A 24,379-nucleotide genomic window follows, 5' to 3' on the forward strand; every position below is an offset into this window, starting at 1 on the left:
GCCCTTCCGGTTGACGCTCCGTCAGTACCGGTAGAAGCCCTCGCCGCTCTTGCGGCCGAGCGCGCCCGCGTCGACCATGCGCCGCATGAGCTCCGGCGGGGCGAACTTCTCGTCCTGGGACTCGGTGTAGATGTTGTCGGCGGCGTGCAGCAGGATGTCGACGCCGGTGAGGTCGGCGGTCGCCAGCGGGCCCATCGCGTGGCCGAAACCGAGCTTGCAGGCGATGTCGATGTCCTCGGCCGTGGCGACGCCCGACTCGTAGAGCTTGGTGGCCTCGACGACCAGCGCCGCGATCAGCCGGGTGGTGACGAAGCCGGCCACGTCCCGGTTGACGACGATGGTCGTCTTGCCGATCTCCTCGGCGAAGGCCTTGGCGCGCGCCAGGGTCGCGTCGCCGGTCTTGTAGCCGCGGACCAGCTCGCACAGCTGCATGAGCGGGACCGGCGAGAAGAAGTGGGTGCCGACCACGCTCTCCGGGCGCTCCGTCACCGCCGCGATCTTGGTGATCGGGATGGCGGAGGTGTTGGAGGCCAGCACCGCGTCCGCCTTGGCGATCTTGTCCAGCGCGCGGAAGATCTCCTGCTTGACCTCGATCTTCTCGAAGACGGCCTCGACGACGATGTCGGCGTCGGCGGCCGCGTCCAGGTCGGTGGTGGTGGTGATGCGCGCGAGCGCGGCGGCCGCGTCCTGCGCAGCGAGCTTGCCCTTGGCGACGAACTTCTCGTAGGACGCCTCGATCCCGCCCTTGCCCCTGGCCAGCGCCTCGTCCGTGATGTCACGCAGGACGACCTCGTAACCCGCCTGTGCGGACACCTGCGCGATGCCGGAGCCCATCAGGCCGGCTCCGATGACGGCGAGCTTCTTCGCCACGGCACACACCTATCTTCTCGATGCTGTTGCCGGGACCTTAACGTCGCTTCACAGCGGAGCGCAGCAGGAAGAGAGGCGGGTCACCCTGTGTCCTTCGTCGCACAGTTGAGGGCCCCGGCGCCCAGTTGCTGGCGCACCGCGTCCAGTTTGACCGGGACCGCCCCCGGAGTCCGCATCCGCCTCCCCCGCCGCGGGCCCGTCGCGGAGCGCGCGCCGGGCGCGGCCTGACTACGCTCGACACATGGTCAATCTGACGCGCATCTACACGCGGACCGGGGACGACGGCACCACCGCCCTCGGCGACATGAGCCGTACGGCCAAGACCGACAGCCGCATCTCGGCCTACGCGGACGCCAATGAGGCGAACGCGGCGATCGGCGTGGCGATCGCCGTCGGCGCGCTCCCGCAGGAGGTCGTAACCGTCCTCGTACGGGTACAGAACGACCTCTTCGACGTCGGCGCCGACCTCGCGACGCCCGTCGTCCCCGACCCCAAGTACCCGCCGCTGCGCGTCGAGCAGACCTACGTGGACCGGCTGGAGGCGGACTGCGACCGCTTCCTGGAGGAACTGGAGAAGCTGCGCAGCTTCATCCTGCCGGGCGGCACCCCGGGCGCCGCGCTGCTCCACCAGGCGTGCACGGTCGTCCGCCGCGCCGAGCGGTCCACGTGGGCCGCGCTGGAGGAGCACGGCGGGACGATGAACCCGCTCACCGCCACCTACCTCAACCGGTTGTCCGACCTGCTGTTCATCCTGGCCCGTACGGCCAACAAGGAGGTCGGCGACGTGCTGTGGGTGCCCGGCGAGAACCGCTGACCCCGCCCGCTCACGCGCGCGGCGAGCCGGCCGGCTCCCTCTTGGGCCACAGCGTGTAGCTCGCCGCGACGACCGCGTGGATCCCCGTCGTCGCCGCCATCCGCACCTGCCACTCCCCCAGGGCGGCCGTGCGTCCGGCGTCCGCGACGAGCCGGACGGCCAGTTGCAGCAGGGCGGCCGCGACCGCGGCGGACACCGCGGTACGGCCGAGCAGCCGCCACTCGTGCAGGGCTCGGGCCCTGCCGTACTCCGGCGCCCGCGGCGGCTTGGGACCCCCCGCGAAGCGGTGCGCGAAGCGGGCGTCGGCCCAGCGGACGACGCAGTGGCCGTAGCCGGCGCAGAAGCCGACGTACGCGGCGGCGAGACCGTGCCGGGCGGCGGCCGTGCCACCGTCGCGCAGGTCGGCCGCCGCCGCGGCCGGCAGCACCAGGTCCACCAGGGGCACGCACACCAGCAGCGCGGCGCCCGCCCGGGGCCGGCGCAGCAGGTAGCGCACCGCGAGCCCGGCGCCGAGCAGCACCCAGAAGGCGATCTCGCACCCGACGATCAGGGTCACCAACATGCCGCAAGGCTCCCCCGCGGCCGCCGCGGGGCGCGTCGTCGGTGCTGATGAGACCCGGCTGCATCCTTCGGTGTACGCGCCGGGTCCGACCACCGGCCGACGCGCACCGTCCGCGCCGCGTGCTGGGATGGGCCCATGACGACCACCGCCGCCCGGCGCCCGCACCGCGACGACGTGCTGATCGCCGTGTCGGGGTCCGCGGGCGGCCTCGCGATGTGGGCGTTCGGGCTGTACACCCGCTCCGGGAACCATCCGGCGGGCGACCACCGCTGGCTGCCGCTGCTCCCGCTGGTGATCATGGCCGGATGCGAACTGCTGCGGCGGACCGCGCCCCGCGTCGCGATCGTCCTCGGCGCGCTCACCTTCTGCACGGACTTCGTGATCGGCTCGCTGCTGGTGACCGTGCTGATGTTCACCGACCTCGTGTACGCCGCCGTCCTGTACGGGCCGAAGCGGCTGACCCGGGTCGTGCCGGTCGTCAGCGTGCTCGGCACGGCCGCGCTCACCGTCACCGCCGTGGCGGTGCACCCGGTCGCCGAGTCCCTGCTGATCGGTGTGATCGGTGCCCTGGTCTCGGTCGCCCCCGCCTGGACGGGCGTGGTGGTGCGACGGCACCGCGACGAGGCCGCCCACGAACGGCTGCGCGCGGAGCAGACCGCGCTCCTCGCGGAGCTGGACCGCAGGGAGGCGGTGGGCCGCGAGCGGGCCCGGATGGCCCGCGAACTGCACGACATGGTGGCGGGACACCTCTCCGCGATCGCCATCCACTCCACCGCCGCGCTGTCCCTGGACCGCCACGAGGGCCCGGCCCGCGAGGCGCTGGCGGTGATCCGCGAGAACAGCGTCGAGGGCCTGTCCGAGATGCGCCGGCTCATCGGGCTGCTGCGCGACTCGGCGGGCGAGGACGGGGAGCCGGCCCCCGTCCCGCGGCTGGCCGGCCTGGACGCGCTCCTGGAACAGATGCGCGCGGCGGCCCCGCACTCGGCCTTCGTACTGCGCGACGGGCGCCCCGAGGGTGCCGCCTCGCTGCCCGCGCCGGTGGAGCTGGCGGCCTACCGGATCGCGCAGGAGTCCTTGACCAACGTCCTGAAGCACGCGGCGCCCGGCGAGGTGCCCGTCATGCTGGAGCAGGAGGGCGAGGCGCTGACGGTGACCGTGGCGAGCCCCTGCCGGACCGGCGGCCCGGGGCACCGGCCGGACCCCCGGGCCCCCGGCTCAGGCAGCGGCCTGATCGGGATGCGGGAACGCGCCGAGCTGCTGGGCGGCACCTTCGAGGCGGGCCGGGAGGGCACGACATGGCGGGTGAGGGCGGTACTGCCCATGGAGGGGAACGCATGATCCGTGTGGTCGTCGCCGAGGACCAGGCCGCGGTACGGGCGGGGCTGGTGCTGATCCTGGGCTCGGTCCCGGACATCGATGTGGTCGGCGAGGCGGCCGACGGGGAGGCCGCGGTCCGCGTCGCCCGTGAGCTGCGCCCGGACGTGATCCTCATGGACCTCCAGATGCCCCGGCTGGACGGGGTCGCCGCGACCCGGGAGATCGTCGCGGAGCGGCTGGCGGACGTGCTCGTCCTCACCACCTTCGACCTGGACGAGTACGTCTTCGGGGCGCTGCGGGCGGGAGCCGCGGGATTCCTCCTGAAGGACACCGAGGCGGACCGGCTGATCGAGGGCGTACGGCTGGTGGCCCGCGGCGAGGGGATGATCGCGCCCGCGGTGACCCGCCGGCTGATCGGCGAGTTCGCCCGCCCGCGGCCGCGGCCGGCGGCCGACCACGCCGTCCTCGGCGCGCTGACGCCACGGGAGCGGGAGGTGCTGGTCTGCGTGGGCGAGGGCCTGTCCAACGCGGAGATCGCGGCGCGGCTGGAGATGGCGGAGGCCACGGCGAAGACGCACGTCAGCCGCATGCTGGCCAAACTGGAGCTGCGCAGCCGCGTGCAGGCCGCGGTGCTCGCACAGGAATGGGGGCTGTCGGTACGGCCCTAGGGCCGGCGCCGGTCAGGCCACGTTGACCCTCCCCCGGACTTCGTCCGGGGGGACCCCCAACCAGCGGGGGGAACAGAATGTCAGGCCACGTTGACCCTCCCCCGGACTTCGTCCGGGGGGACCCCCAACCAGCGGGGGGGGAACAGACTGTCAGGCGACGTTGACCCGCTGGCCGGGAGGGGCGGCCTCGAGCCAGGCGAGGAAGCCGGTGAGGGCGTCGTCGCTCATGGCGAGTTCCAGACGGGTGCCGCGGTGCTCGCAGACCAGGATGACGGAGTCGGAGAGGAGCGCCAGCTCCTCCTGCCCCTCCGGGACGCGGCGGTGCAGCACCTCGATGGCGGAGCGCTCCAGCACCCGGCGCGGCCGGGGCGCGTACGAGAAGACCCGGAACCACTCGATCCGGTCACCGCTGTAGCGGGCGACGCCGTACGCCCAGCCCTTGCCGGAGGGTTCACCGGCGCCGGTGGGCGGCATCCGCAGGCTGCAGTCGAACGTCCCGCCGGGCCGCTGGATCAGCCGGCGCCGCAGCCCGAAGACGAACAGCCCCAGCAGCGCCACCGCCACCAGGGCCCCGCACACCTGAAAAGCGAGGATCACGCCCACCGACCTCCTCGCTCCGTGTCACGAATAGGGATACTGCAGCCGCGGGACACCCTCACGGGCCTCCCGCGGCTCATGGCCCGGTGGGCCGGGTGCTCAGCGCGACCCGCTGGTCGCGGCGATCAGCCGGACCTCGGCGCGGCGCTCACTGGCGGCGTCGGCGTCGGCCTTCGCACGCTCCAGAGCCCGCTCCGCACGCTGGACGTCGATCTCGTCGGCGAGCTCGGCGATCTCCGCGAGCACCGACAGCTTGTTGTCCGCGAAGGAGATGAAACCGCCGTGCACCGCGGCGACGACGGTGCCGCCCTCGCCGGTGCGGATCGTCACCGGACCGGACTGGAGCACGCCCAGCAGCGGCTCGTGGTTCGGCATGACGCCGATGTCGCCGGACTCGGTGCGTGCGACGACAAGTGTGGCCTCGCCGGACCAGACACTGCGGTCCGCTGCGACCAGCTCGACGTGCAGCTCAGCCAAGATGGCTCCTCGGGTCGGCACCCACCGCCGTCCGGCGGGTGCATAAAACAAAGGATAACGGGGGTGCGGCAAGGGGGCGGACACAGGGTCCGCCCCCTGCCACGGTGAGCCGTCAGGCGACGGGCGTCAGCTGACGCCGAGCTCGCGGGCGTTGCGCTCGAGGTCCTCGATGCCACCGCACATGAAGAACGCCTGCTCAGGGAAGTGGTCGTACTTTCCGTCGGCGATGGCGTTGAACGCGGAGATCGACTCGTCCAGCGGGACGTCGGAGCCGTCGATGCCGGTGAACTGCTTCGCCGCGTGGGTGTTCTGCGACAGGAAGCGCTCGATGCGGCGGGCGCGGTGGACGGTGAGCTTGTCCTCCTCGCCCAGTTCGTCGATACCGAGGATCGCGATGATGTCCTGGAGGTCCTTGTACTTCTGCAGGATCCCCTTGACGCGCATGGCGCACTCGTAGTGGTCCGCCGCGATGTAGCGGGGGTCCAGGATGCGGGACGTCGAGTCCAGCGGGTCCACCGCCGGGTAGATGCCCTTCTCCGAGATCGGACGGGACAGAACGGTCGTCGCGTCCAGGTGGGCGAAGGTGGTCGCCGGCGCCGGGTCGGTCAGGTCGTCCGCGGGGACGTAGATCGCCTGCATCGAGGTGATCGAGTGACCACGGGTCGAGGTGATGCGCTCCTGGAGGAGGCCCATCTCGTCCGCGAGGTTCGGCTGGTAACCCACCGCGGAGGGCATGCGGCCGAGCAGCGTGGAGACCTCGGAACCGGCCTGGGTGAAGCGGAAGATGTTGTCGATGAAGAACAGCACGTCCTGCTTCTGCACATCGCGGAAGTACTCCGCCATGGTCAGACCGGCCAGCGCCACGCGCAGACGGGTGCCCGGGGGCTCGTCCATCTGGCCGAAGACCAGGGCGGTCTTGTCCAGGACGCCGGACTCCTCCATCTCCTGGATCAGGTCGTTGCCCTCACGGGTGCGCTCGCCGACGCCGGCGAACACGGAAACGCCCTCGTGCAGCTTCGCCACACGCATGATCATTTCCTGGATGAGGACGGTCTTGCCGACACCGGCGCCGCCGAACAGACCGATCTTGCCGCCCTTGACGTACGGGGTCAGCAGGTCGACGACCTTCAGGCCGGTCTCGAACATCTCGGTCTTGGACTCGAGGTCCTCGAACTTCGGCGCCTTGCGGTGGATCGTCCAGCGCTCGCCGACGTTGGCGTTCTCCTCGGGGACGTTCAGCACCTCACCGAGGGTGTTGAACACCTTGCCCTTGGTGAAGTCGCCGACCGGGACGGTGATGCCCGTGCCCGTGTCGGTCACCGAGGCCTGGCGGACCAGACCGTCGGTGGGCTGCATCGAGATCGCGCGGACCACGCCGTCGCCCAGGTGCTGGGCGACCTCGAGGGTCAGCGTCTTCTTCTTGCCGGCCTCGGCCGGGTCGGAGACCTCGACGGTGAGGGCGTTGTAGATCTCCGGCATGGCGTCGACGGGGAACTCCACGTCGACGACCGGGCCGATGACCCGGGCGACGCGGCCCGTGGCAGCGGCCGTCTCAACAGTGGTGGTCATGATTAGTCACTCCCCGCAGACGCGTCGGCCAGGGCGCTGGAGCCACCGACGATCTCGCTGATTTCCTGGGTGATTTCGGCCTGGCGGGCCTGGTTGGCAAGCCGCGTGAGCGTCTTGATGAGCTCCTCGGCGTTGTCGGTCGCCGACTTCATCGCGCGGCGGCGGGCGGCGTGCTCGGAAGCGGCACCCTGCAGCAGCGCGTTGTAGATCCGGCTCTCGACGTACCGCGGCAGCAGCGCGTCCAGGACGCCCTCAGCCGACGGCTCGAAGTCGTACAGGGGGAGGATCTCCCCCTCCTTGCGGGCCTCGCCACCGGTGGCGTCGACGAGCGAGAGCGGCAGCAGCCGCTTCTCCACCGGCGCCTGCGTCAGCATCGACACGAACTCCGTGAAGATGATGTGCAGCTCGTCCACGCCGCCCTCGGCGGTGTCCTTGAGGACCACCTCGATCAGCGGGTCGGCCACCGACTTGGCGTCCGCGTACGTCGGCTTGTCGGTGAACCCGGTCCACGAGTCCTCGATCGCGCGCTCACGGAAGCCGTAGTACGCCACGCCCTTGCGGCCGACGATGTAGTGGACGACCTCCTTGCCCTCCGAGCGCAGCTGCTCGGTGAGCCGGTCGGCGGCCTTGATCGCGTTGGACGAGTAGCCGCCGGCCAGACCGCGGTCGCTCGTGATGAGCAGCACCGCGGCGCGCGTCGGGTTCTCGGTCTCCGTGGTCAGCGGGTGGTTCGTGTTCGAACCGGTCGCGACCGCGGCCACCGCGCGGGTGAGTTCGTCGGCGTACGGGGACGAGGCGTGGACCTGGCGCTGGGCCTTGACGATCCGGGACGCGGAGATCATCTCCATCGCCTTCGTGATCTTCTTGGTCGCGGTGACGGACTTGATGCGGCGCTTGTATACCCGAAGCTGGGCGCCCATGCTCAGCCCTCACCCAGCAGCTTGCCGTCCGAGGTCTCGAACTGCTTCTTGAACTCCACGACCGCGTCGGTCAGGGCCTCGACCGTGTCGTCGCCGAGCTTGCCGGTCTCGGCGATGCTCAGCAGGAGGTCCTTCTTCTCGCGGCGGAGGTAGTCCAGCAGCTCGCGCTCGAAGCGGCGGATGTCCTCGACGGGCACGTCGTCCAGCTTGCCGGTGGTGCCGGCCCAGATGGAGACGACCTGGTCCTCGATCGGGAACGGGGCGTACTGGCCCTGCTTCAGCAGCTCGACCATGCGCTTGCCGCGCTCCAGCTGCGCCTTGGAGGCCGCGTCCAGGTCGGAACCGAAGGCGGCGAACGCCTCCAGCTCGCGGTACTGGGCGAGGTCCACGCGCAGTCGGCCGGCGACCGACTTCATGGCCTTGATCTGCGCCGAGCCACCGACTCGGGAGACCGAGATACCGACGTTCAGCGCCGGGCGCTGGCCCGCGTTGAACAGGTCGGACTCCAGGAAGCACTGGCCGTCGGTGATGGAGATGACGTTGGTCGGGATGAACGCCGAGACGTCGTTGGCCTTGGTCTCGACGACCGGCAGACCGGTCATCGAGCCGGCGCCCAGCTCGTCGGAGAGCTTGGCGCAGCGCTCCAGCAGGCGCGAGTGCAGGTAGAAGACGTCACCCGGGTAGGCCTCACGGCCCGGCGGGCGGCGCAGCAGCAGCGAGACGGCGCGGTAGGCGTCGGCCTGCTTGGACAGGTCGTCGAAGACGATCAGGACGTGCTTGCCGTCGTACATCCAGTGCTGGCCGATGGCCGAGCCGGTGTACGGGGCGAGGTACTTGAAGCCGGCCGGGTCGGACGCCGGGGCCGCCACGATCGTGGTGTACTCCAGGGCGCCGGCCTCCTCCAGCGCGGCGCGCACGCCGGCGATGGTGGAGCCCTTCTGGCCGATGGCGACGTAGATGCAGCGGACCTGCTTCTTGGGGTCGCCGGAACGCCAGTTGTCACGCTGGTTGATGATCGTGTCGATCGCCAGGGCGGTCTTGCCGGTCTGGCGGTCGCCGATGATCAGCTGACGCTGACCGCGGCCGATCGGGGTCATCGCGTCGACGGCCTTGAGGCCGGTCTGCATCGGCTCGTGCACGGACTTACGGGCCATGACGCCGGGAGCCTGGAGCTCCAGGGCGCGGCGGCCGTCGGTCTCGATCTCGCCGAGGCCGTCGATCGGGTTGCCGAGCGGGTCGACGACGCGACCCAGGTATCCCTCGCCGACCGCGACGGAGAGCACCTCACCGGTGCGCTGCACCGGCTGGCCCTCCTCGATGCCGCTGAACTCGCCGAGGACGATCGCACCGATCTCGCGCTCCTCGAGGTTGAGGGCGAGACCGAGGGTGCCGTCCTCGAACTTCAGCAGCTCGTTCGCCATGACCGAGGGCAGACCCTCGACCTTGGCGATACCGTCGCCGGCCAGGCTGACCGTTCCGACCTCCTCGCGCGAGGCCGCGTCCGGCTTGTACGACTGGACGAAGTTCTCCAGCGCGTCCCGGATCTCCTCCGGCCGGATCGTGAGCTCCGCCATCTGGGTTCCCTGCTCTCCTTGTTGGGCCCGAAGTATTCGCTACGGCCCAACTCGGGCCGCTGGTACTGCTCTTTGAGTTGGTGGCTGGTTCAGCCGGCCATCCGCCGACTCGCCTCTTCGAGGCGGTCCGCGATGGTCCCGTCGATGACCTCGTCGCCGACCCGAACCGAGATGCCGCCGCGGACCGCGGGGTCCACGTCGAGGTTCAGGTGCACCTGCCGGCCGTAGATCGTGGCCAGCGCGGCGCCGAGGCGCTGCTTCTGCCGGTCGCTCAGCGGAACCGCCGAGACCACGACCGCAACCGTGCGGTTACGGCGCGCTGCCGCCAGCTTGGACAGGGCGTCGATCCCTGCCTCCAGGCTACGGCCTCGCGGGTGGGTCACGAGACGGACCACGATCCGCTCGGTGACCGGGTTGGCGCGGCCGCCCAGCAGCGAGTGCAGCAGGGCCGCCTTCGGCTGGGTCCCCGCGGCGCGGTCGGTCAGCGCCGCCCGCAGCTCGCTGCTGCCGGAGACGATGCGGCCGAAGCGGAACAGCTCGTCCTCGACGTCGTCGAGGACTCCCGCACGCTCCGCGGCGATCAGGTCGGCGCCGTAGGACAGCTCCTCCAGCGCGTCGGTCAGATCACGCGACTGCGACCAGCGGCTGCGGACCATGCCCGCCACCAGGTCGGACGTCTCGCCGCCGATCTGCCCGCCGAGGACCGCCTGCGCCAGACCCGCCTTGGCCTCTCCCGGCTGCGCGGGGTCGGTCAAGGCGCGGCGCAGCGAACCCTCGCGGTCGAGCAGCCCCGTGACGGCGGCCAGCTCCTCGGCGAGCTTCGCCGCGTCGACGGACGTGTTGTCCGCCAGCGCGTCGAGGCGCTCGCGCGCGGTGGCCAGTGCCTCGCGGCTCGCTCCGTTCATCGCGCGGCCTCGGCCTTCTCCTCGAGCTCGTCGAGGAAGCGGTCGATCACGCGGCTCTGGCGGGCGGTGTCCTCGAGGGACTCACCGACGATCTTGCCGGCCAGGTCGGTGGCGAGCTTGCCGACGTCCTGGCGCAGGGCGTGCGCGGCGGACCGGCGGTCGGCCTCGATCTGGGCGTGACCGGCGGCGATGATCTCCTCACGCTGCCGCTGGCCTTCCGCACGCATCTCGGCGATGAGCGCGGCGCCCTGCTCCTGCGCCTCCTGGCGCAGACGCGCGGCCTCGTGGCGGGCCTCGGAGAGCGACTGCTTGTACTCCTCGAGGGTCCGCTGAGCCTCGGCCTGTGCGGCCTCGGCCTTCTCCATGCCGCCCTCGATGGCCTCGCGCCGCTCGTCCAGAACCTTGTTGATGTTCGGGAGGAGCTTCTTGGCGAGGAAGAAGAAGACGATGGCGAAGGCGATGAGACCGATGACGAGCTCTGGGATCGGCGGGATGAGGGGGTTCTCCGCCTCCTCGGCCGCCAGCTGTGCCAGGGCGTTCACATCAATGCCTTCCGTCGAAAGGGGTTGGTCTCGTCAGCCCGGACTCAGGAGGTCGGGTAGACGAACGGCATGACCAGACCGATCAGCGCGAGCGCCTCACAGAAGGCGAAGCCGAGGATCTGGTTGGCGCGGATCAGGCCGGCGGCCTCGGGCTGGCGGGCGAGGGCCTGCGTACCGTTGCCGAAGATGATGCCGATGCCGACGCCGGGGCCGATGGCCGCGAGGCCGTAGCCGATGGAGCCCAGGTTGCCGAGGATCTGGGTGGCGGCGAGGTTCACAGCGGACATGCTGTTTCTTCCTTCTCTTTCACGGACCGGTGGGGGTTGGCCACCGGACAATCGGGGGGCTGTGCGTCGCGCGGGTGCTCAGTGGTGCTCGGCGAGCGCGCCCTGGACGTAGGAGCAGGCCAGCAGCACGAAGACGTACGCCTGGACGGCCTGGATGAAGAGCTCGAAGGCGGTCATCACGATGACCATCACGAACGAGACACCGGCGTAGGCGATGCCGATCCCGTTGAGCAGGTACCAGCTGGCGATGGTGAACAGCAGCAGCAGGACGTGACCCGCGAACATGTTGGCGAACAGACGCACCGCGTGCGTGAACGGCCGGACGATCACGTTGGAGAGGAACTCCAGGCCGACGACCATCGGCAGCACCGCGCCGAGGTTCTTGTCGTAGCCGGTGATGTTCTTCCAGCCACCGACGAAGCCGTGCTTCTTGAAGGTCAGCGACATCCACGTGACGTAGACGATCGCGGCCAGCGCGGCCGGGTAGCTGATGATCGCCGTGACGGGGAACTGGGCGATCGGCACGATCGACCACAGGTTCATGATCCAGACGAAGAAGAACAGCGCCACCATGAAGGGCACGTACTTCTCGCCGTCACGCTTGCCGATCGTCTCGTAGACGATCCCGCGGCGCACGAAGTCGTAGCCGGCCTCGGCGACCATCTGCAGCTTGCCGGGGACGATCTTCGGCTTGGCGAAGGCAGCCCAGAAGAAGCCGACGATCACGATGCTGCCCAGCAGCGCCAGCAGCATCGTCTTGTTGAAGTAGGCGCTGCTGTCCGCGTCGCCGATCAACGGCTTGAAGAGGAAGGAGTGCAGGCCGGGGGCCGGGAAGCCGCACCCGTCGAAGATGTGGCAGTTCGTCTCGAAGGCGAGCGTCGTTACATCACTCACCGAGAGCTCCTTCAGCGTGACGCATAGGTACGGCAACCTCTACGTGTCGGCGCGGCACGTGGCCACGGAACGGCACTGGACTGGTCTTACGGATGTGGGGGCGGCGGGTGGGCGCTGAGCCGAAGGGCTGTTGCGAAGGCATGACTGCCACCCGCGCCAGCTCTGCCGCAGTTGAGACCGGACGATAGCAAACGAGCGGAACTTCGCCCGCACCGGCCCTGCTGTTCACGACGAAGTTCCGGCGGATCCGGGCTCCACGTACAGCATCTTGGTCTTCATATGAGCACGGGCCTGGGCGGCGATCCACACCAGGGTCGTACCGAGCAGGGTGAAGGCGAACACCTGGGTGTCGAACAGCGTCGTGTGCTTGAACACGGCCAGCACGATGGCGAGGAGCAGCAGCTGCACGGTGTAGAGCATCAGGCCCATCGCCTGGAACAGCGTGGGGTAGGAACGGGCGGTGCGCTGAAGCACCGTCAGACCGATTCCCATGAACACGATCACCACCACCGCGCCGAAGCCCGCGCCGATCGCGCCCTTGCCGCCCGCGAGCATGCCGGACACAGCCACCGCGATCACCCCCGCGGCAGCGGCGGGCACGGCGCAGTTCAGGAGCGTTCGGACGTCGTTGGACTGCATGGCGGCAGCTCCTCCGGCGAGGTTGGGGGCACAGGGGTCGTCGAGGACGAGCGTAGCCCGGCGGCGAGGACATGCCTCACGCCGGAAGACCATCGCACTAGGGTCTTTCGGCTTGATTCCGGGTTCTCGTGAACGGTATCACAAACTATTTGATGAGGTCTTTACCCGGTTCGTGTGTGACCTGTCACACGGAAGGAGTAACAGGCGTGGCGCCTGCCTGACGCCGCAACACGGGTGTGCTATCGCGCGGCCGGCCTACGGACGGGTGCCCGTGCCCCGTCCGGCGTCGACCAGGGACCGTGCGCTCAGCGCGGTCGCACCGTTGACGCCGGGGGCCTCCCCCGCGGCGATCGTGGCCGCCGCGGCGGCGTGCGCCGCCTGCGCGGCCTCCACCCGGGTACGGCGGTAGCGCGGCGGGACGAACGCCTCGGCCCAGCGCGGGGCCCGGGGCCGGAAGCGCGGCATGAGCAGGGCGATCAGTCCCATGGCACTCAGCATCACGATGCCCAGGACGATCCACAGGCTGGAGGAGTTGACCGAGAAGGCGACCGCGCCGAAGGAGATCAGCGCGGACCAGAAGTACATGATCCACACGGCCCGGCTGTGCGAGTGGCCGATGTCCAACAGCCGGTGGTGGAGGTGGCCGCGGTCGGCGGCGAACGGCGACTGCCCGTTCCAGGTGCGGCGCACGATGGCCAGCACCAGGTCGGCCGCCGGGATCGCGATGAGCGTCAGCGGCAGCAGCAGCGGCATGTAGACCGGCACCATGAAGTGCGTGGTGTCCCGGGTCGAGCCGGTGAGGTTGGTGATGGCGTCGGGGTCGGTCTGGCCGGTGATCGAGATGGCGCCGGAGGCCAGCACCAGGCCGATCAGCATCGAGCCCGAGTCGCCCATGAAGATCCGGGCGGGGTGGAAGTTGTGCGGCAGGAAACCCAGGCACATCCCGATGAGGATCGCGCTGAACAGGGTGGCCGGGGCGGCGGCCTCGATGCCGTATCCGTACCAGATGCGGTACGCGTACATGAAGAACGCGATCGCGGCGATGCACACCATTCCGGACGCGAGTCCGTCGAGTCCGTCGACGAAGTTCACCGCGTTGATCGTGATCACGACCAGGGCCACGGTCAGCAGGGTCGACTGCACCGGTGTGAGCGCGACGATGCCCTTGCCCGGGATCGGCAGCCACAGCACGGTCAGACCCTGCAGCACCATCACGCCGGCCGCGATCATCTGCGCGCCCAGCTTGATCAGCGCGTCCACGCCCCACTTGTCGTCCAGCACGCCCAGCAGCCAGATCAGCCCGGCGCCGGAGAGCAGTGCCCGCGGCTCGTTGGAGAGCTCGAAGACGCTCTTGAGGTTGGTCAGATGGGCCGCCACCAGCAGGCCCGCGCACAGACCGCCGAACATGGCGATGCCGCCGAGGCGTGGCGTGGGTTCGCGGTGGACGTCACGATCACGGATCTCGGGCATGGCGCCCGCCGCGATGGCGAACTTCCGCACCGGCCCCGTGAGGAGGTAGGTCACGGCGGCTGCCACGCAGAGGGTCAAGAGGTACTCGCGCACGGCCACACCCTATTCGCGTCCGGGTGGCGACTGTAAACACAGACGAAGACTCACAGCGGGTACCCAGGGTTGCACACACCACTCCCGGGGGCGGCCCGCGCCCCCTGTGAAGCACGTCTCAGCCGGGGTACGGGGGGAAGCCCTCGACCAGTTCCGCGACCTCGCCCGCCAGTCCCCGCTCCTCCCGCAGCGCCCGCACGATCAGGTCCGCGACCTGCGGCATCTGCTCCTCGCCCATCCCCTGCGTGGTCACCGACGCGGTGCCCAGACGGATGCCGGAACCGGCCGCGCAGGGCTCCGTGTCGTACGGCAGCGTGTACTTGTCCAGCACGATCCCGGCGGCCGCGCACAGCCCGCGGGCACGCATCCCGGTGACCCCCAGGGCCGACACGTCGGCGGCGATCAGGTGCGTGTCCGTGCCGCCGGTCGCGATGCGCAGGCCGCGCGCGGCGAGCGCGCCGGCGAGCGTGCGGGCGTTGGCGACGACCTGGTGCGCGTAGAGCGCGAACTCCGGCCGCGCCGCCTCCCCGAGGGCCACCGCCTTCGCCGCGACGGCGTGCATGTGGGGGCCGCCCTGCGAGAACGGGAAGACCGCCCGGTCGATGCGCTGGGCCAGGTCCGCGCCGCACAGGACCAGCCCGCCGCGCGGGCCGCGGAGCGTCTTGTGCGTGGTGGCGCACACCACGTCCGCGTACGGCACCGGGTTGGGGGCGGCCCCGCCGGCGACCAGGCCGAGCGTGTGCGCGGCGTCCACGATCAGGTACGCGCCGACGTCGTCCGCGATCTCCCGGAAGACGGCGTAGTCGATGTGCCGGGGGTAGGCGATGCCGCCGCAGACGATCGCCTTCGGGCGGTGCCGGTGGGCCAGGACCCGCAACTGCTCGTAGTCGATCAGGCCGCCCTCCTCGAAGGTCCCGCCCCGCGTCACCCCGTAGCCGGCGATGCGGAACCAGCGGCCGGAGAAGTTCGACTCGGATCCGTGGGTGAGGTGGCCGCCGTGGGCCAGCGACATCGCCAGGACGGTGTCCCCGGGGACCAGGAGGGCCGCGTAGGCGGCCAGCACGGCCGAGGAGCCGGAGTAGGGCTGCACGTTCGCGTGCGCGGCTCCGAACAACCGTGTGGCCCTTTCCACGGCCAGCCGCTCGGCCAGGTCCACCAGCTCGCACCCGGCGTGGTGGCGGTGACCGGGATAGCCCTCCGCGTACTTGTTGGCGAGCGGCGAGCCGAGCGCCGTCAGGACGGCCGGGGAGGTGAAGTTCTCGCCCGCGATCAACTGCAGGCACGAGGCCTGCCGCTGGGCCTCCCCGAGGAGGATGTCGGCCAGCTCGGGGTCATGGGCGCGCAGCTCGTCGAGGCCGCGGCCCCCGGCCGGGAGCGTGGGGGTGACTATGTGGGGTGAAGACGCTTCCGCGGTGGGCATGGCGGCGCTCCCGGGGGCGGCTGGGAAGGTTCTCACCTGCCACTGTTGCACCCTTCCGGACATTTCGCGCCGCTTTGTGCTCCACCGGGGGCCGGGTTTCCGCCAGGGGCCGCGCCGCCGTGCCGCGGCAGCCGCCCCGAGGGGCCGCGTGCGTCGTGCTGAAACCTTCCGCCCGGGGCGGTCAGGCGGTGGGCGCCGGCATCCCGGTGAGCGCGGTCAGGACGGGGTCCAGCGCGTCGTGTATCTCCTCGCCGACGCTGCGGAAGAACGTCAGCGGGGCGCCGTACGGGTCGTACACCTCGTCCGCGTCGGGGGTGGGCGCCAGGAGCCACCCTCGCAGGGCCGCGGCGGCGCGCACCAGGGACCGCGCGCGCTCGGTCACGCTGCCCTCCGGCAGCGTCGCCGGGTCTATCGCCTTCACCAGCCGGGTGAACTCCTTGAGCGTGAAGGTGCGCAGCCCCGCCGCGTGCCCCATGGAGATCACCTGGGCGCGGTGGTCGCGGGTCGCGGTCAGGACGAGGTCGGCGTCGATCACGTGGTCGTCGAGGAGTTCGCGGCCGAGGAACCCCGTGGGGTCGGCGGCGTACTCGGCGAGCACCGTGGCGGCGTGCGCCTCCATCGGCGAGCCCTCGTGCCCCCAGGTGCCGGCGCTCTCCACGACGATCCCCGCGGCGCCGTCACCGAGCCGCAGCGTCAGCTCGTGCCGGGTCAGCCGCTCGGCCATGGGCGAGCGGCAGACGTTGCCGGTGCAGACGTGGAGGATGCGGAACGGGCGCTCGCCGTGATCCCACTGCCCGGGTATGGGCGGTGTCAATTGCCGACCTCCAGGTCGGGGACGACCTCACGGAGCTGCTCCGCGCTGATCGCGCCCGCCCGCAGCAGGACGGGCACCTTGCCGGTGACGTCCACGATCGAGGACGGCACGGCCGCGGGCGTCGGGCCGCCGTCGAGGTAGATCGCGACGGAGTCGCCGAGCATCTCCTGCGCCGCGTCGCAGTCCTGCGGGGAGGGGTGACCGGTCAGGTTGGCGCTGGAGACGGCCATCGGGCCGGTCTCCGTCAGCAGCTCGATGGCGACCGGGTGCAGCGGCATGCGGACGGCCACGGTGCCGCGGGTGTCCCCCAGGTCCCACTGGAGCGACGGCTGGTGACGGGCGACGAGGGTGAGGGCGCCCGGCCAGAAGGCGTCGACCAGCTCCCAAGCCTGCTCGCTGAAGTCGGTGACCAGGCCGTGCAGGGTGTTCGGGGAGCCGACCAGGACGGGCGAGGGCATGTTGCGGCCCCGGCCCTTGGCCTCCAGCAGGTCGCCGACGGCCTCGGTGTTGAACGCGTCCGCGCCGATCCCGTAGACGGTGTCGGTGGGCAGCACCACGAGCTCGCCGCGGCGTACGGCGGACGCGGCCTCGCGCAGTCCGGCAACCCGGTCCGTCGCGTCCGAGCAGTCGTAACGCCGTGCCATCAGCAGACCTCCATGACGTGTGGCGCCGTGGTCACGGCGTCGCCTTGCGGGCAGTGGTGAACCGGGGACGGTTGTTGAGGTCGGGGTGGTCGGCGGCGTCCGCCCAGCCGGCCTCCTCGGTGAAGATCCAGGGCACCTGGCCGCCCTGGGTGTCGGCGTGCTCGATGACGACGACCCCGCCCGGCCGCAGCAGCCGGTGCGCGGTGCGCTCGATGCCGCGGATGGTGTCCAGGCCGTCCTCACCGGAGAACAACGCCATCTCGGGGTCGTGGTCGCGGGCCTCCGGCGCCACATGCTCCCATTCGGTGAGCGGGATGTAGGGCGGGTTGGAGATCACCAGGTCCACCTGGCCGTTGAGGTCCTGGAAGGCCTCCAGGGCGTTGCCCTGCCGCAGGTCGACCTTGCTGCCCTCGACGTTCTTGCGCGCCCACACCAGCGCCTCGTCGGACAGCTCCACCGCGTGCACCCGGCTGCGCGGCACCTCCTGCGCCAGGGCGAGCGCGATGGCGCCCGAACCGGTGCACAGGTCGACGATGAGCGGCTCGGCGACGTCCATGGCGCGCACGGCGTCTATGGCCCACCCGACGACCGACTCGGTCTCCGGGCGGGGCACGAAGACCCCGGGGCCCACCTGGAGCTCCAGGTACCGGAAGAACGCGCGGCCCGTGATGTGCTGCAGCGGCTCGCGGGCCTCACGGCGGGCCACGGCCTCCCAGTAGCGCGCGTCGAAGTCCGCGTCGGCGACGGTGTGCAGCGCGCCGCGCTTCACCCCGTGCACGTACGCCGCGAGCTCCTCGGCGTCGAACCGCGGCGAGGGAACGCCGGCGTCGGCCAGCCGCTGGGTCGCCTGGGCGACCTCGGCGAGCAGCAGGTTCACGTTCTCCGCCTCCGGTTCAGCTTCCGTCGCCCGCGGCGGCCAGCTTGGCCGCCGAGTCGGCGTCGACACACGCCTGGATCACCGCGTCCAGTTCCCCGTCGAGGACCTGGTCCAAGTTGTACGCCTTGAAGCCGACGCGGTGGTCGGAGATGCGGTTCTCCGGGAAGTTGTAGGTGCGGATGCGCTCGCTGCGGTCCACCGTCCGCACCTGGCTGCGGCGGGCGTCGGAGGCCTCGCGCTCGGCCTCCTCCTGCGCGGCGGCCAGCAGCCGGGAGCGCAGGATGCGCATCGCCGACTCCTTGTTCTGCAGCTGGCTCTTCTCGTTCTGGCAGGAGACGACCAGCCCGGAGGGCAGGTGGGTGATGCGCACCGCGGAGTCGGTGGTGTTGACCGACTGGCCGCCGGGGCCCGAGGAGCGGTAGACGTCGATCCGCAGGTCGTTGGCGTTGACCTCGACCTCGACCTCGTCGGCCTCGGGGGTCACCAGCACACCGGCGGCGGAGGTGTGGATCCGGCCCTGCGACTCGGTGGCCGGCACGCGCTGGACGCGGTGCACGCCCCCCTCGTACTTCAGCCGGGCCCAGACGCCCTGGCCGGGCTCGGTGGCACCGTTGCCGCCCTTGGTCTTCACCGCGACCTGGACGTCCTTGTAGCCGCCGAGGTCGGAGGCGTTGGCGTCGATGATCTCGGTCTTCCAGCCCTGGCGCTCGGCGTAGCGCAGGTACATGCGCAGGAGGTCGCCGGCGAACAGCGCGGACTCCTCGCCGCCCTCGCCCGCCTTGACCTCCAGGATCACGTCCTTGTCGTCGCTGGGGTCACGCGGGACGAGCAGCAGCCGCAGGCGCTCGGTGAGCTCCTCGCGCTGCTTCTCCAGCTCCTTCACCTCGGCGGCGAAGTCGGGGTCGTCCGCGGCCAGTTCGCGCGCGGTGCCGATGTCCTCGCCGGTCTGCTTCCAGCCGCGGTACGTGCCGATGATGGGGGTCAGCTCCGCGTAGCGCTTGTTGAGCTTGCGCGCGTTGGCCTGGTCGGCGAAGACCGCCGGGTCGGCAAGCTTCTTCTCGAGGTCGGCGTACTCGCCGATCAGTTCCTCGACCGCCTCGAACATCAGGATCCCTGCTTCTGGAAGGGGTGAACGCCGGTGAACCAGCCTGGGACGACAAAGCGCCGGTCCGGCCGCCGGAGGATATCCGGGCAGCCGTGGACCGGCGCTTTCGGGTCGCTACTTCTTGGCGGACCCGGCCGCCTTGCCGAAGCGGGCCTCGAAGCGGGCCACGCGGCCACCGGTGTCGAGGATCTTCTGCTTGCCCGTGTAGAACGGGTGGCACGCGGAGCACACGTCGGCGCGGATGACGCCCTCGGTGACGGTGCTGCGGGTGGTGAACGAGTTGCCGCAGGTGCAGCTGACCTGCGTCTCCACGTACTCCGGGTGGATGTCGCGCTTCAAGGGATTCTCCTAGTGTTCGGGAGGGTCCCGGGTCGTGCTGCGGGCTTGCGTCACGTGAACCGGGGCCGACGTACCAGTCTGCCAGCACTGGCCGCATCTGCCCAAACCGGGGCCCGCGGCGATCTATTCCGATCCCGTCGCGGACGGCTGCGAGGAGCTCCTGACCACACCGTTCGTGTCGACGTCGTCACCCGCCGAGCCCTTGGTGGCGGACCTGGGGATCGGCTTGTCGGCCCGTAGCGCGGCCCAGACCTGCTCGGCCTGGTCGGGGATCGGCAGGACGCGGTTGGGGTCGGCGGGGTCGTAGCGCACCGGCATGGTGACCATGTTGATGTCCTTGGAGCCCAGGTCCTTCAGGCTCTCCCCCAGGCCGACCAGCTTCTTCACGGACGCCAGCTCCGAGTCGGTGGTGATGGCGCCGGTGGCGGTGTCGGCGATCTCGTAGAGCCGGGTCGGCGAGCTCAGCAGCCCGATGCTGTTCACCCGGTCCACCAGGGCGCTGAGGAAGGCCTGCTGCAGCCTTATCCGGCCCAGGTCGCTGCCGTCCCCCACCCCGTGGCGGGTGCGGACCAGACCGAGGGCCTGCTTGCCGTCGAGGTGGTGCGTGCCGGCCGGCAGGTGCAGATGGCTCCGGTTGTCGCTGATGGCCTGGCTGGTGGTGACGGTGACCCCGCCGAAGGCGTCGATGAGGTGCTGGAAGCCGGCGAAGTCGACCTCGATGTAGTGGTCCATGCGGATGCCGGTCATCGTCTCGGCCGTCTTCACCGCGCAGGCCGGGCCGCCGATCGAGTACGCCTCGTTGAACATCTCGCCCTGGCGGGGCGGGGCCGTGCCGCCGCCGGGCTCGGCGCAGGCCGGGCGGTCGACGAGGGTGTCGCGGGGGATGCTCACCACGCTCGCCCGGTGGTGCCCCTGGTAGACGTGGACGATCATCGCGGTGTCGGAGCGGGCGGTGCCGTCGTCCTGGCCGCCGCCGGCCTTCTGGTTGCTGCCCGAGCGGGAGTCGGAGCCGAGGACCAGGATGTCCATCGAGCCGTTGTCGACGTCGGCCGGCCGGTCGCGTCCGAGGAGGGCGTTGATGTCGATGCCCCTGATGTTGCCGTTGAGCTTGAGGTAGAGGCATCCGACGGCGGTGGTGGCCAGCAGGAGGAACGTCGCCACGACCCAGGCGGTGATCCGCAGGGCCCGTCGGCGGGGGCTGCGCCGGCGTCGCCGGGCGGCTCGTCCGTCGTCCGCGTGATCGGCCATCGGCTCCTCTGTCCTGATCGGCTCCTCTTGGTTGGGGTACCCGTTCCCGCGCCCGATCAGGCACGGGAGGGGTGCCCGCACAGGGCAATGACAGCGGGTCCGGGAGCGCCCCGCCTCGGGACGCGCCGGATCCGCCGCAGGTGAGAGCCATCCGGTCGGTGCCGCGGGCGGGCACGAGCGGCCGTGCACGAGCTGCCGGGGACGAGCGGCCGGGGACGACGAAGGCCGGTCCCGTCACCGAAGTGACGGGACCGGCCTCCTGGGCCGTGCCGACGCCGGGGCGTCAGTCGTTGTTGCCGCCCGGGGTGGTCTTGGCGATCTGCATCAGGAACTCGGCGTTGGACTTGGTCTGCTTCATCTTGTCCAGCAGCAGCTCGATCGCCTGCTGCGAGTCGAGCGCGTGCAGCACCCGGCGCAGCTTCCAGGTGATGTTGAGCTCGTCCGGAGCCAGCAGGATCTCCTCCTTGCGGGTGCCGGACGGGTCGACGTCCACCGCGGGGAAGATCCGCTTGTCGGCGAGCTTCCGGTCGAGCTTGAGCTCCATGTTGCCGGTGCCCTTGAACTCCTCGAAGATCACCTCGTCCATGCGCGAGCCGGTCTCGACCAGCGCGGTGGCCAGGATGGTCAGCGAGCCGCCGTCCTCGATGTTGCGCGCGGCACCGAAGAAGCGCTTCGGCGGGTACAGCGCGGTCGAGTCGACACCACCGGACAGGATGCGGCCGGAGGCGGGCGCCGCGAGGTTGTACGCGCGGCCCAGACGGGTGATGGAGTCCAGCAGGACGACGACGTCGTGGCCCAGCTCCACCAGCCGCTTGGCACGCTCGATGGCGAGCTCGGCGACGGTGGTGTGGTCCTCGGCGGGACGGTCGAAGGTCGAGGAGATGACCTCGCCCTTCACCGACCGCTGCATGTCGGTGACCTCTTCCGGACGCTCGTCGACGAGGACGACCATCAGGTGGCACTCGGGGTTGTTGCGGGTGATCGCGTTGGCGATGGCCTGCATGATGATCGTCTTACCGGTCTTCGGCGGGGCCACGATCAGGCCGCGCTGGCCCTTTCCGATCGGGGCGACCAGGTCGATGATCCGGGTGATCAGCTGGCCGGGCTCGTTCTCCAGCCGCAGCCGCTCCTGCGGGTACAGCGGGGTGAGCTTGCCGAACTCCGGACGGCCGCGGCCGCTCTCCGGCGCCATGCCGTTGACGGAGTCCAGGCGCACCAGGGCGTTGAACTTCTCGCGGCGCTCGCCGTCCTTCGGCTGCCGGACGGCACCGGTGACGTGGTCACCCTTGCGCAGGCCGTTCTTGCGGACCTGGGCGAGCGAGACGTACACGTCGTTCGGGCCGGGCAGGTAGCCGGAGGTCCGGATGAACGCGTAGTTGTCGAGGATGTCGAGGATGCCCGCGACCGGGATCAGGACGTCGTCGTCGGCGACCTGCGGCTCACCCGCGAAGTCGTCGCGGCGGTTGCCGCCCCGCCCGCGGCGGTCGCGGTAACGCCCCCGGCGCCGGCGGCCGCTGCCGTCGAACTCGTCGTCGTCCTGGTGGCCGCCGCCCTGCGGACCACCGCCCTGCTGCTGGCCCTGGGGGCCGCCGCCCTGCTGCTGACGCTGCTGGCCGCCGTCCTCGCCGCCCTTGCGGCGGTCGCGCTGACGGTCCCGCTGACGGTCGCGGCGGCTCTCGCGGCGGTCGTCGCCGCCCTTGGCGTCGCCGGACCTGCCCTCGGCGCTGTCCACGGCGGCCTCGGCACGGCCCTCAGCGGACTGCTCGGCCTTGGCGGACTCCGCCTTGGCCTTGGCCGCGGGTGCGGTCTTCTCGCCGGCCGGCTGGCCGGGGATCTCGATCTGCTTCGGCTGCTGCTCGGCGCCCTGGTTCCCGGCCTCGGCGGATTCACCCGTACGGGTGCGCGAGGTGGTCCGGCGCTTCGGCTTCTCGGCGGCGGGCGCGCCCTCGGAGGCGGTGGCCTTGGCGCCGCTGCCGGCCTGCGCGGCCTTGATGGTCTCGATGAGCTGGCTCTTGCGCATCCGCGCGGTGCCCTTGATGCCGAGACCGGAGGCGAGCTGCTGCAGCTCGGCCAGGACCATGCCGTCAAGACCGGTACCGGCGCGGCGGCGCCGCGCGGCGGGGGCAGTGGCAGCACCGGTGGCAGGCGCGGCAGCATCGGACGCGGCGACAGGGCTGTCTGCGCGTACGCCCATCAGATCGGTGGTGTCGCTCACGAAGGGTCCTTCCCTGGAGCGGACGTCGGCCTGTCTGGCTCGGCGACCGGTCGTGCTGTCCGGATCCGGTCCTTATCACTTACGCCGGACCCGGGGCGGTGGTCCGCCTGATGGCGGAGGAAATGATGTGGAGCAAAGAAACACAATTACCGGCGAGGTGAGAGTTCACTCTCGGGTGAAACGTCACCCGCGCCGTCTCCGGAGCGTGCTCGGCACTGCCCAGGCAGGCTGCCTATGCGGTGTGGGAGGCTCCCGGAAGAATGGGCGGTCCCGATGCGGGACACAAGGCACCGGGACAACAGGTCCAGCATGCGGGCGCCTGAGTCCACGGGTGCAGCAATGAGATTAACACTACCGGATCCAACAAACATTCCCCCTCTCTACGACCGGCAATCGTGTCACTGCCCCACAGCGAGCGGCAGCACACTCGCCCCCGCCGCGTCGAGGGCCAGGCGGTTCGCCGCCCACCCCTCGGCCGCCAGCCGGGAGACCTTGTCGGCGGTGTCCTCGTCCGCCAGCGCCAGCACCGTGGGTCCCGCACCCGAGATGACAGCGGGGACGCCCTCGGCGCGCAGTCGGTTCACCAGTGCCGTGCTCTCCGGCATCGCGGGCGCCCGGTACTCCTGGTGCAGCCGGTCCTCGGTGGCGGGGAGCAGCAGGTCGGGGCGCCGGGTGAGGGCCTCGACCAGGAGTGCGGCGCGTCCCGCGTTGACCGCGGCGTCCACGTGCGGGACGGTGCGCGGCAGCAACCCCCGGGCGGTCTCGGTCAGCACCGGCCTGCCCGGCACGAAGACCACCGGAACGACCGACTCGGAGGGGTCCATACGGACCGCGTGGGCGGCCCCGCCCTCGGTCCAGGCCAGTGTGAAGCCGCCGAGCAGACAGGCGGCGACGTTGTCCGGGTGGCCCTCGATCTCGTTGGCCAGTTCCAGCAGCGCGGCGTCGTCGAGCTTCTCCTGCCCGCCTATCGTCACCGCGCGGGCGGCCATGATGCCCGCGCAGATGGCGGCGGAGGAGGAGCCGAGGCCGCGGCCGTGCGGGATGCGGTTGGCGCACACGACCTCCAGGCCGCGCGGCTGACCGCCGAGCAGGTCGAAGGCGGTGCGCAGGGACCGTACGACGAGGTGGTCCTCGTCGCGGGAGAGCGAGTCGGCGCCTTCGCCGGCGATGTCGACGTGCAGACCGGAGTCGGCCACCCGGACCACGACGTCGTCGTAGAGTCCGAGCGCCAGGCCGAAGGCGTCGAAGCCCGGTCCGAGGTTGGCGCTGGTCGCGGGGACGCGCACTCGGACGGCGGCGGCGCGGAAGGCTGGTCCGGCCATCGTTCGATGACTCTCCTTGTTTCAAGGGCGTTTCTGCCTCGCGATGCCGCGGCATCGTTGCCGTACGGCGGCGAGGACTTGGGGGACCGTACCAAGGGGATCCCGCGAGGGGGATGCCAATGGCATGGGCCAGAACGGCGTGCGGCGGCGCCGGTATGAGGCAAGCCTATCGAAGGAAGGTTCTCCTGCGACATAGG

At 70.9% G+C, this 24,379-nt stretch carries 25 protein-coding genes; 3 read left to right on the plus strand and 22 right to left on the minus strand.

Annotated elements, in window-relative coordinates:
• Positions 1–21 precede the first annotated feature (21 nt).
• The gene (locus tag ACFV3E_RS25780) at positions 22–870 is read right to left on the minus strand and encodes a 3-hydroxyacyl-CoA dehydrogenase family protein (protein ID WP_500536797.1); all 849 of its coding nucleotides are present in this window, start codon (positions 868–870) and stop codon (positions 22–24) included.
• 241 nt (positions 871–1,111) lie between these two features.
• Between ACFV3E_RS25780 and ACFV3E_RS25785 the strand changes: the two genes are divergently transcribed.
• Positions 1,112–1,684 (plus strand): cob(I)yrinic acid a,c-diamide adenosyltransferase, encoded by a 573-nt coding sequence (locus ACFV3E_RS25785; RefSeq protein WP_500366273.1) that lies wholly within the window; start codon positions 1,112–1,114, stop codon positions 1,682–1,684.
• 10 nt (positions 1,685–1,694) lie between these two features.
• On the opposite strand, the gene ACFV3E_RS25790 is transcribed toward ACFV3E_RS25785, so the two are convergent.
• Positions 1,695–2,246: a hypothetical protein gene (locus ACFV3E_RS25790; protein WP_500536798.1), complete on the minus strand. Its 552-nt coding sequence runs from the start codon at positions 2,244–2,246 to the stop codon at positions 1,695–1,697.
• 135 nt (positions 2,247–2,381) lie between these two features.
• On the opposite strand from ACFV3E_RS25790, the gene ACFV3E_RS25795 reads away from it, so the two are divergent.
• Together ACFV3E_RS25795 and ACFV3E_RS25800 are read left to right on the plus strand one after the other, a co-directional pair.
• Positions 2,382–3,584 carry a sensor histidine kinase gene (locus tag ACFV3E_RS25795; RefSeq protein WP_500536799.1) on the plus strand — a complete coding sequence of 401 codons (1,203 nt, stop codon included), beginning with the start codon at positions 2,382–2,384 and terminating at the stop codon, positions 3,582–3,584.
• Positions 3,581–4,231, plus strand: coding sequence for a response regulator (locus tag ACFV3E_RS25800; RefSeq protein WP_500536800.1), 651 nt, complete (start codon positions 3,581–3,583; stop codon positions 4,229–4,231). Before ACFV3E_RS25795 ends, ACFV3E_RS25800 begins: the two co-directional genes overlap by 4 nt.
• A 150-nt stretch (positions 4,232–4,381) precedes the next feature.
• Here the strand turns inward: ACFV3E_RS25800 and ACFV3E_RS25805 are convergent, their stop codons facing one another.
• The 20 genes from ACFV3E_RS25805 to thrB all read right to left on the minus strand — a co-directional run bounded on the left by ACFV3E_RS25805 (position 4,382) and on the right by thrB (position 24,182).
• On the minus strand, positions 4,382–4,828 hold the full coding sequence (locus ACFV3E_RS25805) for a DUF2550 domain-containing protein (protein ID WP_499514041.1): 447 nt from the start codon (positions 4,826–4,828) through the stop codon (positions 4,382–4,384).
• A gap of 99 nt (positions 4,829–4,927) precedes the next feature.
• Positions 4,928–5,308, minus strand: coding sequence for a F0F1 ATP synthase subunit epsilon (locus ACFV3E_RS25810; protein ID WP_500536882.1), 381 nt, complete (start codon positions 5,306–5,308; stop codon positions 4,928–4,930).
• A 123-nt stretch (positions 5,309–5,431) separates the two neighbouring features.
• Complete coding sequence (gene atpD / locus ACFV3E_RS25815; RefSeq protein ID WP_500366280.1) at positions 5,432–6,874, minus strand: F0F1 ATP synthase subunit beta; 1,443 nt, start codon at positions 6,872–6,874, stop codon at positions 5,432–5,434.
• Between the two features lie 2 nt (positions 6,875–6,876).
• Positions 6,877–7,794: a F0F1 ATP synthase subunit gamma gene (locus ACFV3E_RS25820; protein ID WP_499514039.1), complete on the minus strand. Its 918-nt coding sequence runs from the start codon at positions 7,792–7,794 to the stop codon at positions 6,877–6,879.
• A 2-nt stretch (positions 7,795–7,796) separates the two neighbouring features.
• Positions 7,797–9,368 carry a F0F1 ATP synthase subunit alpha gene (atpA, locus tag ACFV3E_RS25825; RefSeq protein ID WP_499514038.1) on the minus strand — a complete coding sequence of 524 codons (1,572 nt, stop codon included), beginning with the start codon at positions 9,366–9,368 and terminating at the stop codon, positions 7,797–7,799.
• An 89-nt stretch (positions 9,369–9,457) separates the two neighbouring features.
• Positions 9,458–10,273: a F0F1 ATP synthase subunit delta gene (locus ACFV3E_RS25830; protein ID WP_500536801.1), complete on the minus strand. Its 816-nt coding sequence runs from the start codon at positions 10,271–10,273 to the stop codon at positions 9,458–9,460.
• Positions 10,270–10,815, minus strand: a complete 546-nt coding sequence (locus ACFV3E_RS25835) for a F0F1 ATP synthase subunit B (RefSeq protein WP_018563526.1) — start codon at positions 10,813–10,815, stop codon at positions 10,270–10,272. The genes ACFV3E_RS25830 and ACFV3E_RS25835 overlap by 4 nt, the downstream gene beginning before the upstream one ends.
• 44 nt (positions 10,816–10,859) lie before the next feature.
• Positions 10,860–11,102, minus strand: a complete 243-nt coding sequence (gene atpE, locus ACFV3E_RS25840) for an ATP synthase F0 subunit C (RefSeq protein ID WP_018563527.1) — start codon at positions 11,100–11,102, stop codon at positions 10,860–10,862.
• A 78-nt stretch (positions 11,103–11,180) separates the two neighbouring features.
• Positions 11,181–12,011: a F0F1 ATP synthase subunit A gene (atpB, locus tag ACFV3E_RS25845; protein ID WP_431965728.1), complete on the minus strand. Its 831-nt coding sequence runs from the start codon at positions 12,009–12,011 to the stop codon at positions 11,181–11,183.
• Positions 12,012–12,221: 210 nt separating this feature from the next.
• Positions 12,222–12,635, minus strand: coding sequence for a Cg1360 family ATP-synthase-associated protein (locus ACFV3E_RS25850; protein WP_500536802.1), 414 nt, complete (start codon positions 12,633–12,635; stop codon positions 12,222–12,224).
• Between the two features lie 255 nt (positions 12,636–12,890).
• Positions 12,891–14,198, minus strand: coding sequence for an MraY family glycosyltransferase (locus ACFV3E_RS25855; protein WP_500536803.1), 1,308 nt, complete (start codon positions 14,196–14,198; stop codon positions 12,891–12,893).
• Positions 14,199–14,316: 118 nt separating this feature from the next.
• Positions 14,317–15,618, minus strand: a complete 1,302-nt coding sequence (gene glyA, locus ACFV3E_RS25860) for a serine hydroxymethyltransferase (RefSeq protein ID WP_500536804.1) — start codon at positions 15,616–15,618, stop codon at positions 14,317–14,319.
• Positions 15,619–15,799: 181 nt separating this feature from the next.
• Entirely contained in the window at positions 15,800–16,432 is a 633-nt protein-coding gene (locus ACFV3E_RS25865) for an arsenate reductase/protein-tyrosine-phosphatase family protein (RefSeq protein WP_500366289.1), read from the minus strand.
• A complete protein-coding gene (locus tag ACFV3E_RS25870; protein ID WP_500325356.1) occupies positions 16,429–17,076 on the minus strand; it encodes an L-threonylcarbamoyladenylate synthase in 648 nt (215 codons plus the stop codon). Before ACFV3E_RS25870 ends, ACFV3E_RS25865 begins: the two co-directional genes overlap by 4 nt.
• 31 nt (positions 17,077–17,107) lie before the next feature.
• Positions 17,108–17,953, minus strand: a complete 846-nt coding sequence (gene prmC / locus ACFV3E_RS25875) for a N5-glutamine methyltransferase family protein (RefSeq protein WP_499514031.1) — start codon at positions 17,951–17,953, stop codon at positions 17,108–17,110.
• Positions 17,954–17,969: 16 nt separating this feature from the next.
• Positions 17,970–19,058: a peptide chain release factor 1 gene (gene prfA, locus ACFV3E_RS25880; RefSeq protein ID WP_499514030.1), complete on the minus strand. Its 1,089-nt coding sequence runs from the start codon at positions 19,056–19,058 to the stop codon at positions 17,970–17,972.
• A 114-nt stretch (positions 19,059–19,172) separates the two neighbouring features.
• Positions 19,173–19,397: a 50S ribosomal protein L31 gene (rpmE, locus tag ACFV3E_RS25885; protein ID WP_431965655.1), complete on the minus strand. Its 225-nt coding sequence runs from the start codon at positions 19,395–19,397 to the stop codon at positions 19,173–19,175.
• A gap of 123 nt (positions 19,398–19,520) precedes the next feature.
• Complete coding sequence (locus ACFV3E_RS25890; RefSeq protein WP_500536805.1) at positions 19,521–20,645, minus strand: LCP family protein; 1,125 nt, start codon at positions 20,643–20,645, stop codon at positions 19,521–19,523.
• Positions 20,646–20,928: 283 nt separating this feature from the next.
• Complete coding sequence (rho, locus tag ACFV3E_RS25895; protein ID WP_500536806.1) at positions 20,929–22,860, minus strand: transcription termination factor Rho; 1,932 nt, start codon at positions 22,858–22,860, stop codon at positions 20,929–20,931.
• A 398-nt stretch (positions 22,861–23,258) separates the two neighbouring features.
• The gene (gene thrB, locus ACFV3E_RS25900) at positions 23,259–24,182 is read right to left on the minus strand and encodes a homoserine kinase (protein ID WP_500536807.1); all 924 of its coding nucleotides are present in this window, start codon (positions 24,180–24,182) and stop codon (positions 23,259–23,261) included.
• Positions 24,183–24,379 lie beyond the last annotated feature (197 nt).

This window comes from Streptomyces sp. NPDC059718 (assembly GCF_042733315.1).
GTDB lineage: Bacteria > Actinomycetota > Actinomycetes > Streptomycetales > Streptomycetaceae > Actinacidiphila.

Coding starts and splice junctions, on each gene's coding strand:
- ACFV3E_RS25820 (WP_499514039.1), bottom strand. CDS start 7,794: ATGGGCGCCCAGCTTCGGGTATACAAGCGCCGCATCAAGTCCGTCACC.
- ACFV3E_RS25800 (WP_500536800.1), top strand. CDS start 3,581: ATGATCCGTGTGGTCGTCGCCGAGGACCAGGCCGCGGTACGGGCGGGG.
- thrB (WP_500536807.1), bottom strand. CDS start 24,182: ATGGCCGGACCAGCCTTCCGCGCCGCCGCCGTCCGAGTGCGCGTCCCC.
- ACFV3E_RS25795 (WP_500536799.1), top strand. CDS start 2,382: ATGACGACCACCGCCGCCCGGCGCCCGCACCGCGACGACGTGCTGATC.
- atpD (WP_500366280.1), bottom strand. CDS start 6,874: ATGACCACCACTGTTGAGACGGCCGCTGCCACGGGCCGCGTCGCCCGG.
- ACFV3E_RS25870 (WP_500325356.1), bottom strand. CDS start 17,076: ATGGCACGGCGTTACGACTGCTCGGACGCGACGGACCGGGTTGCCGGA.
- ACFV3E_RS25790 (WP_500536798.1), bottom strand. CDS start 2,246: ATGTTGGTGACCCTGATCGTCGGGTGCGAGATCGCCTTCTGGGTGCTG.
- ACFV3E_RS25890 (WP_500536805.1), bottom strand. CDS start 20,645: ATGGCCGATCACGCGGACGACGGACGAGCCGCCCGGCGACGCCGGCGC.
- glyA (WP_500536804.1), bottom strand. CDS start 15,618: ATGCCCACCGCGGAAGCGTCTTCACCCCACATAGTCACCCCCACGCTC.
- prfA (WP_499514030.1), bottom strand. CDS start 19,058: ATGTTCGAGGCGGTCGAGGAACTGATCGGCGAGTACGCCGACCTCGAG.
- ACFV3E_RS25785 (WP_500366273.1), top strand. CDS start 1,112: ATGGTCAATCTGACGCGCATCTACACGCGGACCGGGGACGACGGCACC.
- ACFV3E_RS25850 (WP_500536802.1), bottom strand. CDS start 12,635: ATGCAGTCCAACGACGTCCGAACGCTCCTGAACTGCGCCGTGCCCGCC.
- ACFV3E_RS25830 (WP_500536801.1), bottom strand. CDS start 10,273: ATGAACGGAGCGAGCCGCGAGGCACTGGCCACCGCGCGCGAGCGCCTC.
- atpE (WP_018563527.1), bottom strand. CDS start 11,102: ATGTCCGCTGTGAACCTCGCCGCCACCCAGATCCTCGGCAACCTGGGC.
- atpA (WP_499514038.1), bottom strand. CDS start 9,368: ATGGCGGAGCTCACGATCCGGCCGGAGGAGATCCGGGACGCGCTGGAG.